Source organism: Microbacterium allomyrinae (assembly GCF_020682705.1).
In the GTDB taxonomy this organism is placed as follows: domain Bacteria; phylum Actinomycetota; class Actinomycetes; order Actinomycetales; family Microbacteriaceae; genus Microbacterium; species Microbacterium allomyrinae.
The window spans coordinates 654,175-667,352 of record NZ_JAGTTN010000002.1 but is presented as its reverse complement, the minus strand read 5'-3'; the positions used below and the strand labels follow the sequence as shown (position 1 = coordinate 667,352).

Sequence of the window (13,178 nt, the reverse complement as noted above, 5' to 3'; positions counted from 1 at the left end):
GACTGGTCGGCGATGTCTTCCTCACCCGATCCCCGCACCACGACCGCGGCCGGCGCTGATATTCGCGTCCGGTTCTGCCCGTCACCCACCGGCCTTCCGCACGTCGGCCTCATTCGCACCGTGCTGTTCAACTGGGCCTACGCGCGGCACAACGGCGGCAAGCTGGTGTTCCGCATCGAAGACACCGACTCCGCGCGCGACAGCGAGGAGAGCTATGAGCAGCTCCTCGATGCGCTGCGGTGGCTCGAGATCGACTGGGACGAGGGTGTCGAGGTCGGCGGCCCTCACGCGCCGTACCGCCAGTCGCAGCGCCATGACCTGTATCGAGGGGTTCTCGACAAGCTCATCGCGGCCGATGCGGTGTACGAGAGCTACTCGACCGCCGAAGAGATCGACGCGCGCAACGCGGCGAACGGCCGTGCGAAGCAGCTCGGCTACGACAACTTCGATCGCACGCTCACCGATGAGCAGAAGGCGGCGTTCCGCGCCGAGGGCCGCGAGCCCGCATGGCGTCTGCGCGTACCTGACGAGGATCTCACCTACGTGGATCTGATCCGTGGGGAGGTCACGTTCCCCGCCGGATCGTTCCCCGACTTCGTGCTCGTGCGCGCGGGCGGAGTCCCGCTGTATCCGTTCGTGAACCCCGTCGATGACGCGCTGATGGGCATCACGCACGTCATCCGGGGCGAGGACCTCATGCCCTCGACCGCTCGCCAGCTCGCCCTGTACGGCGCCTTGGTGGATGCCGGAGTGACGACGTTCGTCCCGCGCTTCGCGCACATGCCGCTCGTGCTGGGCGAGGTGGGCAACAAGAAGCTCTCCAAGCGCGACCCGCAGGCCGATCTCTTCCTCCAGCGGGAGAAGGGCTTCATCCACGAGGGCCTGCTGAACTACCTGTCGCTGCTCGGCTGGTCGATCGGTCCCGACCGCGACGTGTTCTCGCTCGACGAACTGGTCGCCGCCTTCGACATCGTCGACGTCAACCCGAATCCCGCGCGGTTCGACCAGAAGAAGGCCGAGTCGATCAACGGCGATCACATCCGGATGCTGCAGCCCGCCGATTTCGCGGCGCGGATCGTTCCCTATCTCGCGGCCGCGGGTCTGGTGTCCGAGACGCCGACGCCCGCGCAGGAGAAGATGATCGAGGCGTCCGCCCCGCTCATCCAGGAACGGCTGCAGCTGCTCGGCGACGCACCGGCGCTCCTCGGCTTCCTCTTCACGGACGACATCGTGTACGCCGACGACGCGCTCGCGTCGCTTCCCGCGAATGCGTCGGAGGTTCTCGTGGCGTCCGTGGGCGCCCTGGAACTCGTCCCCGAATCGGAGTTCACCACCTCCGCTGTCCAGGAGGCGCTGGCCGCCGCGCTCATCGCCCCCGCCGATGAGGGGGGCCTCGGACTCAAGCCCCGCGTCGCCTACGGGCCGCTGCGCGTCGCCCTGAGTGGCCGCCGCATCTCGCCTCCTCTGTTCGAATCGATGGAACTTCTCGGCAAGCCCGAGACGATCCGCAGGCTCCGTGCGCTGGTGGGGCTGCGCACCGAGTAGCCGCCCAGGTGGGCGCGCTGAACGACGCGCCCGGGATGCTCGGCGAGCTCGCCCGGTTTGGCGGTCCCGCCGAAGTCGCGTAGACTCAATCCTCGGCACGGCTTCGGCTGACAGCCTTGGGGTATGGTGTAATTGGCAACACGGAGGTTTCTGGTACCTTTGTTCTTGGTTCGAGTCCAGGTACCCCAGCCAACGAAAAGACCCCCGCTCAGCGGGGGTTTTTCGTTTGTGTAGCGGGTTTTCGCTCCTCGCCTGTCTCCGGCCCGAGTGCGCAGGCGTGAGCGTCTGCCGGCATCTCAGTCGTCGCCGATGACCTCGATCGCGGCCGCCCTCGCGAGCGCGGCGTAGGCCGGTTCGTCGTCGCTGTGAGTGAGGAACATCACGACGACGGCCGCTGCCCAGGCGCGTGCGCGCACCCACGTCGCGCTGTCGTAGCGGGTGGCGGTCGCCGCTCGGAAGAGACGGCGCCCGGCCTGGTCGAACGCGAGCCAGGCGACGGCCAGGTCGTAGGCAGGGTCGCCCGCGGTCACGTCGCCGAAGTCGATGATCCCCACGAGCGTGCCTTCTTCGGCGACCAGATTGCCAGGGTGCAGATCGCCGTGGATCCACACCGGATCGTCCACCCAGGAGGGTGCTTCGACGCCGCGAATCCATCGGTCGCGAAGGGCTTCGGCGGACGTATCACCGATCGTGCCGGCCCCGCGAAGCGCGGCGAGCCTCTCGTGGAAGACGGTGTCGCGGCGCCCGAGGGGCACTCCGCGCACCGGATTGATGGGATGGTCGTCGGGCGCCGCGACGTGAAGTGCTGCGAGCGCAGCGGCGAGCGGCGCGGCCCACGGCGCCCGTTCCGCACGCACGACATCGAGTCCGCGCACCCCCGCGATCCACGGAACGATCGACCACGCCCACGGGTAAGCGTCTGTCGGGACCCCCGCGAGGAGGGGTGCCGGAACGCGGACCCCCGTCGGGCGAAGCCTCTCCGCGATCGCGGGTAGTGCACGCTGTTCGTTGCGCACGAGCGGTGCAGCGGGAGCTCGGCGGGGGAGACGCACGGCGAGCTCGTCGCCCAGGCGCCACACCTCATTGTCCCACCCCTCCGCGACCTTCATGAGAGCGAGGCTCGCGGCATCCGGAATCTTCTCGAGTGCCTGACCGGCGACGAGGCTGCGCACGAGCGCCGCATCGATCGCGACTTCGGCGGCGGGTTTGTCCGGCATCGTTCGACCCTATCCAGTGATTCGGACGGGCGAAGCGCGCGGGAATGTATTGTTTTATGTTGGAGTATGTTGTAACGTGTGGGAATCCGACGAAGGGTGAGGCCTGGTGTACGCAACGGAGCGCCACGAGCAGATCGAACAGCTGCTGGCCGAGGACGGCCGTGTGAGCGTCGTCGAACTCGCTGAGCGTTTCGCCGTGACCACCGAGACGATCCGTCGCGATCTCGACCGCATGGAATCGGATGGTTCGCTGCGCCGCGTGCATGGCGGAGCGGTGCTCCCCGACAGGGCCAGCACTCTCGAGCCGTCGCTCTCGGAGCGAGAGCTGCGTCACAGCGCCGCCAAGGGCGCGATCGGTCGCCGGGCACTCGACGTGCTCGGAAGCTCCTTCCACGGTTCGGTCTTCCTCGATGCGGGCACGACCACTGCCGCAGTCGCCGCAGAACTCGCCCCCAGTCTCGCCTCCGGTCGGATCGACGTCGTGACGCACTCGCTCACGCTGGCGCATGCTCTTGCCGCGGTTCCGGGCGCCTCGCTCACACTCATCGGCGGGCGCGTGCGCGGGCTCACCGCCGCCGCGGTCGGGGCCGACACGGTAAACGCGATCGCGGACCTCCGGCCAGACGTCGCCTTCGTCGGGGCCAACGGCGTCTCGAGTTCATTCGGCCTCAGCACGCCCGATCCCGACGAAGCCGCCGTGAAGCGCGCGATCGTGCGCGCGGCGCGCCGCGTCGTGGTCGTTGCCGACGCCGAGAAGTTCGGAGGCGAGTTGCTGGTGACGTTCGCGGCGCTGCGAGACATCGACGTGCTCGTGACGGATGCCGCACCCGACGCCGCGCTTTCTGCAGCGCTGGCCGATGCCGAAGTGGAGGTCTGGCTCACATGATCGTGACGCTCACCGCAAACCCGTCCCTCGATCGCACCGTTACCCTGGGCGCCCCGCTCGCCGTGGGGGAGGTGCAGGGCGCGACATCGGCGCGCGAGGACGCGGGAGGCAAGGGGATCAACGTCGCCCGGGCCATCAGCGCCGCGGGGGAGGACTGCACCGCGGTGCTGCCGCTCGCGGCGGGAGACCCGTTCGACGCGGCGCTGCACGCGTCGCACGTGAATGCGCGCCGCGTGCCCGTGCACGGGCATGTCCGCGCCAACGTCGCGATCACCGATCCCGCCGGAATCACCACCAAGCTCAATCTCCCGGGCGCGTCCCTCACAGCGGACGAGACGTCGGCGGTGGTCGACGCCGTCGTCGCGGCGGCTGCCGGAGCCACGTGGCTCGTGCTGGCCGGGTCTCTTCCGCCCGGGGTCTCCGACGACTTCTACGTGCGCGTGATCCAAGCCGTTCGCGAAGCGCACGGTGCTTCCGCCCCGCTCATCGCCGTCGACACCTCGGGGCCCGCCCTCTCTGCCGTCGTCGAGCGCGGCGCAGCCGATCTCATCAAGCCCAACGATGACGAGCTCGCCGAACTCGCCGGCGCCGAACTCGCCGGCACCGACATCCACGCCGCGGTGCTCGGCATCGCCCGCACGCTCGTGCCCGCCCGCGTCGGCGCCGCTCTCATCACGCTCGGCTCCCGGGGCGCGATCCTGGTCGACTCCGACGGCGCCTGGGTGGCGACCCCGCCGCCGATCCGAGTGACGAGCACGGTCGGCGCCGGCGACAGCTCGCTGGCCGGGTACGTGCTCGCGCACTCGCGCGGCGAAGCCCCCGAGGAACGTCTGCGCACAGCGATCCGGTACGGCGCGGCCGCGGCATCCCTTCCCGGCACGCAGGCGCCGACCCCCGCAGATCTGCCCCCCGGAGATGTGCCGGTCACCCGGCTCGCCTGAGCCGTGCCCTCTCCACTCGACCATCCACCCACCCAACGGGAACGACCGCAGGAGGTCCTCGTGTCCGACACCATCACCCCAGGGCTGGTCAGCCTCGACGCCGAACTCGGCGACGACAAGGCCGCCGTCATCCGCGCGCTCGCCGCACGCGTGGTCGCGCAAGGTCGCGCGACCGACGCCGAAGGCCTCTACGCCGACGCATGGGCGCGCGAGCAGAAGGACGAGACCGGCCTGCCCGGCGGAATCGCCATTCCACACGCGAAGAGCGCCGCCGTGACCACCCCGTCGCTCGCTTTCGCCCGGCTGAGTCCCGGTGTCGACTTCGGCGCGCCTGATGGTCCCGCCGACCTGGTATTCCTGATCGCGGCACCGGCCGACGCCGCCGAGGCCCACCTCGCGGTGCTTTCCAAGCTCGCCCGCAGCCTCATGAAGGAGGACTTCACCGCCGGGCTGCGCGCCGCCCGATCCGACGACGATGTCGTCGCGATCGTTCGCGAAGCGATCGGCGAGGGGGATGCCGCGGCGGCACCCGTCACGGCCGCCCCAGCGGCAGCCGCCGCGATGCAGGCTTCCGCACCTGCACCCGCCTCACCGGCGGCCCTGAGCGTCCAGGGCCGCCCGGCGCGGATCGTCGCGGTGACCGCATGCGCCACCGGCATCGCCCACACCTTCATGGCAGCCGACGCGCTCACCGCTGCGGGCAAGAAGAACGGGATCGACCTCGTCGTCGAACCGCAAGGATCGAGCGGATACCAGGCGCTGCCGGCCGATGTCATCCAGGGCGCAGACGCCGTGATCTTCGCCACGGACGTCGATGTCCGCGAGCCGCAGCGTTTCGCGGGCAAGCCGGTGGTGCGCTCGGGAGTCAAGCGCGGCATCGAGCAGCCCGATCAACTCATCGCCGAGGCGGTGGCGGCAGCGAACGACCCGTCCGCGACGCGCGTTGGAGGAGACGCGGGCGCGGTCGCCGCGGCCCCCGCAGAGCGGCTGTCGTGGGGCGCACGGATCCAGCGGATCCTGCTCACCGGCGTGAGCTACATGATTCCGTTCGTCGCCGGCGGCGGTCTGCTCATCGCTCTCGGATTCCTCATCGGCGGGGTGGACGTCAACACCGACAACCAGGCGTTCTCGGTCATCATCGACAATGCGCTGTGGAGTCTGCCCGCGGGCGGTCTCGGCCAGTACCTCGGATCGGTGCTGTTCGTGATCGGCGCGACATCCATGGGCTTCCTGGTTTCTGCGCTTTCGGGCTATATCGCGTTCGCGATCGCGGACAGGCCCGGCATCGCACCCGGATTCGTCGCGGGCGCGGTCGCGGTGATCATGAACGCCGGATTCATCGGCGGCATCATCGGCGGTCTGCTCGCCGGTGTCGTCGCGTGGTGGATCGGCACGTTCGACGCACCCCGGTGGCTGCGCGGCCTCATGCCGGTGGTGATCATCCCGCTCGTCGCCTCGATCGTGGCATCCGGCCTGATGATCCTCTTCCTCGGTCGTCCGATCGCGACGCTCATGGAGGGGCTCAACACGTGGCTGACGAGCCTTGCAGCGACCGGCGCGATCATCGTGGTCGGCGTCATCCTCGGTCTCATGATGTGCTTCGACCTCGGGGGGCCCGTCAACAAGGTCGCGTACGCATTCGCGGTCGCCGGTCTCGCGGCCGGATCCGCCGAGAATCCGACGCCCTACCTGATCATGGCCGCGGTCATGGCGTCGGGCATGGTTCCTCCGCTCGCGATGGCGCTCGCCTCGACGGTGCTCGCCCGCGACCTGTTCCCGCCGGTCGAGCGAGAGAACGGCAAAGCGGCCTGGCTGCTCGGCGCCTCGTTCATCAGCGAGGGCGCCATCCCGTTCGCCGCGGCCGACCCGCTGCGCGTGATTCCCGCGTCGATGGTGGGCGGCGCGCTGACCGGCGGACTGATCATGATGTTCGGAGTCGAGTCCCTCGCCCCGCACGGTGGAATCTTCGTCCTGTTCGCCATCGACCCGGTGTGGGGCTTCCTCGTGGCGCTCGTGGCCGGTACCGTCGTGTCCGCACTCGCTGTCGTCGCACTGAAGAAGTGGGTCGGGCGCAAGGAGCTCGAGCAGGCCGAGGCCGGCGTCGCGGTCGCCGCGTGACCGGACCGGTCGAACCGAACACTCCACCCATCTGAACGAGGAGAGAGAAAATGGCAGAACGTCAGGCCACCATCGCCAGCAGCTCCGGGCTGCACGCCCGTCCCGCGAAGCTTTTCGTGCAGGCTGTCCAGGCCCAATCCGTGCCCGTCACCATCGCGCTCGACGGCGGCCCGGACCTCAATGCGGGGAGCATTCTGTCCCTGATGGGCCTCGGCGCCTCGCATGGTACGGTCGTCACACTCAAGGCCGAGGGCGACGGCGCCGACGAGGCCCTCGCACAGCTCGTACAGCTGCTCGAGACGGATCTCGACGCCCAGTAGCCCGGCCGAGCAGACAAGACGACGGATGCCGCGGGTCGAAGCCGCTGCGGCATCCGTCGTCTGTGTGTCAGAGGTCGGTCGAATCTCCCGGGTCGAGCACGACGAACTCGCCGCCGCCCTGCTCGACCGCCCACGTGAGGCGGGCACGTCCCATGTCGCGCCCGACGACGGACAGCGTCATGTCGTGGGTCCCGAATGCGCGCTCCGGTGCCACGGCGAGCACGAAGTCCATCGCCTCGCCGATCTTGAGCCACGGGGCGCCCACGGGGGCCGCGAGCAGGCGGACCGGACGTCCGTCCGGCACGGCGTAGGAATCGCCCGGGTAGTACAGTTCGTCGTTCACGAGCACGCCGACGTTGTCGATCACGGGGATCGACGTGTGGATCACCGCGTGCCGACCGCCGAAGAACTTGAGACGGAACGGCTCCGCCTCGACGATGTCACCCGGATGGACCACGGTGATCTCATATCCGGCCGCGGCTCGGGCCACGCCCTCGGGGGCATAGATCGGGATTCCGGGAAAGGTCCCGAGGATGCGGTCCAGGTGGTCGGGTGTCCAGTGGTCGGCGTGCTCGTGGGTGAGCACGATCGCCACGACGTTCTGCAGTTCGCCCAGCGGCGCCGTGTACGACCCCGGGTCGATCACGAGTGTCCGATCGGCATCGACGAGTGTCAGGGTGGCGTGTTCGAACTTGGTGACTCGCATGCCTCGAGTCAACGCCACCGACGGCGCGGCGGCAAGCACGCGTCGGCGCGTTGCGGCCCCGCCTCGATTTGGAGCGGGCATACGAGGCATGGCATAATCGAACGGTTGCCTGAACGGCCCCATCGTATAGCGGCCTAGTACGCCGCCCTCTCACGGCGGTAACGCGGGTTCGAATCCCGCTGGGGTCACCAGCAAGGCAACGGCAGTGCAGAAAGTCCGCGTACGGCCCCATCGTATAGCGGCCTAGTACGCCGCCCTCTCACGGCGGTAACGCGGGTTCGAATCCCGCTGGGGTCACCACAGGAGAAACCCCCGGTCCTTTCCGACCGGGGGTTTCTTCGTGTTCGGGCTCGCGCTGCTCAGCTCTCGGATTCGTCTCGGCCTGCCCGAGAGCGGGCCGCGTCGTCCGCTCGGCGTTGCCGACGGCTGCGCACGAGGCGGACGATCGCCCACACCACGAGCCCGGCGATCGCGACCACCATCAGCCAGGGCAGCAGGAAGCCGAGGGCCACGACGATGCCGTTGAGGGTGGCGACCAGGCCGTTCCACCCGGCGGCCAGACCGTCTCCGAACCCGGCCGGGTCCGCGGTGACGGGTTCGACCTCGGGCGTGATCGTGACGCTGAGCGTCGACATCGCGACCTGGCCCTCGAGCATCTCGAGCTGCTGCTGGTAGGACTCGAGCATCGCCTGACGTTCGGACAATGCGGACTCGGCCGTCAAGAGATCCGCAACGCTCTGCGCCTGACCCATCAACTCGGTCAGGCGGTCGACGGACGCCTGTGTGGCATCGACGCGCGCCGCGAGGTCCACGGTCTGCTCTGTGACGTCCTGGCGGTTGATCGAGGTCGCCGTGACGTGGCCGACGTCCGAGAGCTCCTCGACCAACCCGGCCAGCTGGTCGGCGGGCACCCGAACAGTCACCCATGCGCCGTCGGGCGTGTAGGGATACGGCGCAGAGGTGTCGTAGACGCCGCCGCCGGTCATGGGATCGATCGGGTAGACCGTGCCATCGGTGCCCACGCTCATCGACTCGACGTAGCCGCCGTGCGCGACGGCCGAGTTCGCGATCGAGCGCGCCGCGACCTCGACGTCGCCCACGGTCACGCTCGCCGACGCCGTCGTGATGATGTCCCGACCCGTCGTGGCGCTATCGGAGCCGACCGCCTGGTCGGCGGCACCGCCTTCCAGCGTCAGCGGCGCGGCCTCACGAGATCCGGAGGAATCCTGGATCACGCCCGGCTCGACGATGCCGGCGGGCTGCTCTGCCGGCGAGAGGGCGGACTCGTCGCCCGCACCACCGCTGACCAGTGAGCCGACGCTCGGCGCGATGACGGCGGCCACGACGATCACGGCCGCGGCCGCCCCACCCGCCAGCCACAGTCGACCGCGACGGGCGCTGCGCCCCTTGTGCATGACGCGCTCGCGGGCGATGTCGGCGAACAGGGCGTTCTCGATCTCGTCGATGCGCTGGCTGCCGAGCGCAGGAAGGGAGGCGGATGCCCCCTGCGGGCCGGATCCCTGTTGCTGACTGTTCATGTGCTCTCCTTCACGACGGTCCGCAGGCGCGTGCGGATGCGGGAGAGACGATTGCGGACGACGCCGTGAGCGATGCCGAGCTCGTCAGCCGCTGCCTGGTAGCCGTAGCCCTCGGTCGTGCACAGCCGGAAGATGGCGCGGTCGAGGTCGCCGAGTTCGGCCACCTCGCGCAGGATCGCATCGGCCAGTTCGCCGTCGATGACCTGCTGCTCGATGTTCACGGTTGCGGGAAGGCTCTCGTCGGCGGGGCCTGCGGTGTGCTCGCGGTCGCGCCTCTGGCGGCGGATGCGATTCGCGGCCTGGAAGCGACAGACCGTCGCCAGCCACGGCAGCAGCGAATCACCCGCGAGTTCGAGTCCGGGCAGCTTTCGCCAGGCGACCAGGAACGTCTCCTGCGTGACCTCCTCGGCATCCGCCCGGTTTCCCACCAGCCCGTGCGCCAGCCAGAAGACCGGACGCACGTAGGCGCGGTAGAGCGTACGGAACGCGTGCTCGCTCCCGTTCGCGGCGGCGGCCACGAGCGCGGCGTCGCCCGGCGAGTCGTCGTCTGCCATTCCCATCCTCCGGCCCACGCGCGCCGCCGAGGAAGGGCGTCGTCGCGGAGCATCATTGTCTCTCACCGTGTCAGTGTCCGGGCAGCGGCGATCGTCTCAGAGGCTGCGGATCGCTTTCGTGAGGACTCGACCATCGGCGATCGTCCCCATGCGGAGGGCGCGGCATCCCGAGCCTGTATCCTGATGCGAGCGAGAGGGAGTATCCCGAGAGCGCGCATCCGTCATCACGGGTCCCGATAGAGCGACCCCGGGTGCGCGACGCGGACCGTGAGGTCCGCGGGGAGAGACTTTCGGCATCGACCGACCCCTCGTACGTCTCCCCGCGAAAGGCCCTCCATGGACCTCGAACTGCCGCTCTGGTTCGAAATCGGATCCCTCGTGATCCTCTCCCTCATCCTCCTCGGCGATCTGCTGCTGATCCTGAAGCGACCGCACATCCCGTCGACGAGGGAGTCGACCCTGTGGGTCGTCTTCTACGTGACGCTTGCCCTGATCTTCGCGGGCCTGATGTACGTGTTCGCCGGTCCGGAGTACGCGGGCCAGTTCGTCGCCGGCTGGCTCACCGAGTACAGCCTCTCGATCGACAACCTGTTCGTCTTCGTGCTGATCATGGGGCAGTTCGCGGTGCCGCGCCGCTATCAGCAGGAGGTGCTGATGGTGGGCATCATCATCGCCCTGGTGCTGCGGGGACTGTTCATCCTCGCCGGCGCGGCGATCATCGAGCAGTTCAGCTGGGTGTTCTTCCTGTTCGGCGCGTTCCTGGTGTGGACGGCCATCCGACAGGCGTTCCCGGGCGGCGATCACGACGACGACGTCAAGCAGGAGAACTTCATCGTCCGGCTGCTGCGCCGCACGATCGACATCAGTGATCACTACGACGGCGCCAAGATCCGCACCGTGGTCGACGGCAAGAAGATGTGGACGCCGATGATCATCGTGTTCGCGGCGATCGGCGTGACCGATCTGCTGTTCGCGATCGACTCGATCCCCGCGATCTTCGGCATCACGCAGAGCGCGTTCATCGTGTTCACGGCGAACCTGTTCGCCCTCATGGGGCTGCGTCAGCTCTACTTCCTCCTCGGGGACCTGCTGGATCGCCTGCGCTACCTTCACTACGGCATCGCGTTCATCCTCGCGTTCATCGGTGTGAAGCTCGTCTTCCACGCGATGCACGTCAACGAACTGCCGTTCATCAACAACGGCGAGCCCATCGAGTGGGCGCCCGAGATCTCGACGTGGACGTCGCTGGCGGTCATCGTCTCGGCCATGACGGTGGCGACCGTGGCGAGCCTCATCGCGTCGGCGCGCGACAAGCGCCGCGAGAAGTCGGATGCCGCGCTGACCGCAGACGATTCTGGCGGGATGCAGGCCGCTACCGCCGCCGCCGCGCTCGTCGCCGAGGAGAAGGGCACCCCGGCGACGGTGGACGAGCCCGGCCAGGGCGCCGAAGGCGAGAGGTCCGAACCCCGCAGCTGACGGCGGTGCGGCGGACGGCATCGTCTGCCGCCATCGCCGCTGGCATACTGCCGACATTCGGCGCGGACGCCGACATCGACATCGACGGCGATGCGGCCGCGATGGCGGGCCGGGCTGCTGCTGTGGAACGCGCCGATGCCTGATGCGGACGCCGTCCCGGAAGAGTGAGGAGGTTGCCAGGATCGCAATCGCTCGGTTCGAGCGACGGCTCGCCTCACGCCGGTGGTAGTCTGGGCGGGTGCGGATCGCTCGCCTCCTCCTTAGCGGCCGCGACGAGTCCTAGTTCCCAGGCCGCCCTCGTCGCGGAGTTCGTTGCGGGCCCGACCCCTTCTGAGCACAGTCCCTTCAGAGGACAGTCCCTTCCGAGGAGAACGACAAGGCTATGAGCACCATCGATGCATCCGGCATCCCCGATCGACCCCGCACCCTCGCCGAGAAGGTGTGGGACGACCACGTCGTCGTCAAGGGCGGCGACGGTCAGCCCGACCTGATCTACATCGACCTGCACCTCGTGCACGAGGTCACCAGCCCGCAGGCCTTCGACGGTCTCCGGGCCGAGGGGCGCCCGGTTCGCCGGCTGGACCTCACGATCGCGACCGAGGACCACAACACGCCGACGCTCGACATCGACAAGCCGATCGCCGACCTCACCAGCCGTACCCAGATCGAGACGCTGCGGCGCAATGCCGCCGAATTCGGCGTGCGGCTGCACTCGCTCGGTGACAAGGAGCAGGGCATCGTGCACGTCGTGGGGCCGCAGCTGGGGCTTACGATGCCCGGCATCACGGTGGTCTGCGGCGACAGCCACACCAGCACCCACGGCGCGTTCGGATCGATGGCGTTCGGCATCGGCACCAGTGAGGTCGAGCACGTGCTGGCCACGCAGACGCTGCCGCTCAAGCCGTTCAAGACGATGGCGATCACCGTCGAGGGCGACCTCAACCCGGGTGTCACCGCGAAGGACATCGTGCTCGCGATCATCGCGAAGCTGGGCGCGAACGGCGGACAGGGCTACGTGCTCGAGTTCCGGGGCAGCGCCATCCGCTCCCTCTCGATGGAGGGGCGCATGACGATGTGCAACATGTCGATCGAGGCTGGTGCGCGCGCCGGCATGATCGCACCCGACGACATCACCTTCGACTACGTCAAGGGTCGCCCGCACGCGCCCACCGGCCGGGACTGGGACGACGCCGTCGAGTACTGGCGCGCGCTGCCCAGTGATGAGGGCGCGGTCTACGATGCCGAGGTGTTCCTGGACGCCGCCGAGCTGGAGCCGTTCGTCACCTGGGGCACGAACCCCGGCCAGGGCGTCTCGCTCAGCGGTGTCGTGCCCACGCCGGACGACTACTCCGATCCCAACGATCGCGCCGCCGCCGAGCGTGCGCTCGAGTACATGGATCTCGCACCGGGCACGCCGTTGAAGGCCGTGCCGGTCGACGCCGTGTTCATGGGATCGTGCACGAACAGCCGCATCGAGGACCTGCGTGCATTCGCCTCCGTCATCAAGGGCCGCAAGAAGGCCGATGGCGTTCGGGTGATGGTCGTTCCCGGATCCGCACGCGTACGCCTCGAAGCCGAGGCCGAGGGCCTCGACAAGGTGATCGAGGAGTTCGGCGCCGAATGGCGCTTCGCAGGCTGCTCGATGTGCCTGGGCATGAACCCCGACCAGCTCGCACCGGGGGAACGCTGTGCGTCCACGAGCAACCGAAACTTCGAGGGACGACAGGGCAAGGGCGGTCGTACGCATCTAGTGTCACCGTTGGTGGCGGCGGCCACCGCCGTGCGCGGAACTCTCTCGAGCCCGAGCGATCTGGATCCGGTGATCCCGCTCGAGCAGACTCAGCTGCCCATGGCGGCGAACGCAGTGGAGGCCTGAC

The 13,178-nt window shown here is 68.8% G+C and carries 11 protein-coding genes and 3 tRNA genes; 10 read left to right on the top strand and 4 right to left on the bottom strand.

Annotated features, from left to right (window positions below; translation table 11 throughout):
- The first annotated feature begins 12 nt into the window (after nucleotides 1–12).
- Entirely contained in the window at nucleotides 13–1,545 is a 1,533-nt protein-coding gene (gene gltX, locus KEC57_RS09555) for a glutamate--tRNA ligase (RefSeq protein WP_229384351.1), read from the top strand.
- 117 nt (nucleotides 1,546–1,662) lie between these two features.
- A tRNA-Gln gene (locus tag KEC57_RS09550) sits at nucleotides 1,663–1,737 on the top strand.
- 104 nt (nucleotides 1,738–1,841) lie between these two features.
- Here KEC57_RS09550 and KEC57_RS09545 read toward each other — a convergent pair.
- The gene (locus KEC57_RS09545) at nucleotides 1,842–2,762 is read right to left on the bottom strand and encodes a phosphotransferase (RefSeq protein WP_229384350.1); all 921 of its coding nucleotides are present in this window, start codon (nucleotides 2,760–2,762) and stop codon (nucleotides 1,842–1,844) included.
- Between the two features lie 106 nt (nucleotides 2,763–2,868).
- On the opposite strand from KEC57_RS09545, the gene KEC57_RS09540 reads away from it, so the two are divergent.
- From KEC57_RS09540 to KEC57_RS09525, 4 genes are read left to right on the top strand one after another with little or no spacing between them, the layout of a single operon-like run.
- Nucleotides 2,869–3,648: a DeoR/GlpR family DNA-binding transcription regulator gene (locus KEC57_RS09540; RefSeq protein WP_229384349.1), complete on the top strand. Its 780-nt coding sequence runs from the start codon at nucleotides 2,869–2,871 to the stop codon at nucleotides 3,646–3,648.
- Nucleotides 3,645–4,589: a 1-phosphofructokinase gene (pfkB, locus tag KEC57_RS09535; RefSeq protein WP_229384348.1), complete on the top strand. Its 945-nt coding sequence runs from the start codon at nucleotides 3,645–3,647 to the stop codon at nucleotides 4,587–4,589. Before KEC57_RS09540 ends, pfkB begins: the two co-directional genes overlap by 4 nt.
- A 60-nt stretch (nucleotides 4,590–4,649) precedes the next feature.
- The gene (locus KEC57_RS09530; protein ID WP_229384347.1) at nucleotides 4,650–6,707 is read left to right on the top strand and encodes a PTS fructose transporter subunit IIABC; all 2,058 of its coding nucleotides are present in this window, start codon (nucleotides 4,650–4,652) and stop codon (nucleotides 6,705–6,707) included.
- A 50-nt stretch (nucleotides 6,708–6,757) separates the two neighbouring features.
- Nucleotides 6,758–7,027, top strand: coding sequence for an HPr family phosphocarrier protein (locus tag KEC57_RS09525; protein ID WP_229384346.1), 270 nt, complete (start codon nucleotides 6,758–6,760; stop codon nucleotides 7,025–7,027).
- A 67-nt stretch (nucleotides 7,028–7,094) separates the two neighbouring features.
- On the opposite strand, the gene KEC57_RS09520 is transcribed toward KEC57_RS09525, so the two are convergent.
- Nucleotides 7,095–7,733, bottom strand: a complete 639-nt coding sequence (locus tag KEC57_RS09520; RefSeq protein WP_229384345.1) for an MBL fold metallo-hydrolase — start codon at nucleotides 7,731–7,733, stop codon at nucleotides 7,095–7,097.
- Nucleotides 7,734–7,848: 115 nt separating this feature from the next.
- On the opposite strand from KEC57_RS09520, the gene KEC57_RS09515 reads away from it, so the two are divergent.
- Together KEC57_RS09515 and KEC57_RS09510 are read left to right on the top strand one after the other, a co-directional pair.
- A tRNA-Glu gene (locus tag KEC57_RS09515) sits at nucleotides 7,849–7,924 on the top strand.
- A gap of 33 nt (nucleotides 7,925–7,957) precedes the next feature.
- Nucleotides 7,958–8,033: transfer RNA gene (locus KEC57_RS09510), tRNA-Glu, on the top strand.
- 59 nt (nucleotides 8,034–8,092) lie between these two features.
- On the opposite strand, the gene KEC57_RS09505 is transcribed toward KEC57_RS09510, so the two are convergent.
- Nucleotides 8,093–9,271: a DUF4349 domain-containing protein gene (locus tag KEC57_RS09505; protein WP_229384344.1), complete on the bottom strand. Its 1,179-nt coding sequence runs from the start codon at nucleotides 9,269–9,271 to the stop codon at nucleotides 8,093–8,095.
- Nucleotides 9,268–9,825, bottom strand: coding sequence for an RNA polymerase sigma factor (locus KEC57_RS09500; RefSeq protein WP_229384343.1), 558 nt, complete (start codon nucleotides 9,823–9,825; stop codon nucleotides 9,268–9,270). Before KEC57_RS09500 ends, KEC57_RS09505 begins: the two co-directional genes overlap by 4 nt.
- A gap of 336 nt (nucleotides 9,826–10,161) precedes the next feature.
- Here KEC57_RS09500 and KEC57_RS09495 point away from each other — a divergent pair, with 336 nt between their 5' ends.
- Both KEC57_RS09495 and leuC read left to right on the top strand, forming a co-directional pair.
- Entirely contained in the window at nucleotides 10,162–11,301 is a 1,140-nt protein-coding gene (locus KEC57_RS09495; protein ID WP_229384342.1) for a TerC family protein, read from the top strand.
- A gap of 382 nt (nucleotides 11,302–11,683) precedes the next feature.
- Nucleotides 11,684–13,177: a 3-isopropylmalate dehydratase large subunit gene (leuC, locus tag KEC57_RS09490; RefSeq protein ID WP_229384341.1), complete on the top strand. Its 1,494-nt coding sequence runs from the start codon at nucleotides 11,684–11,686 to the stop codon at nucleotides 13,175–13,177.
- The last annotated feature ends 1 nt before the right edge of the window (nucleotide 13,178 follow it).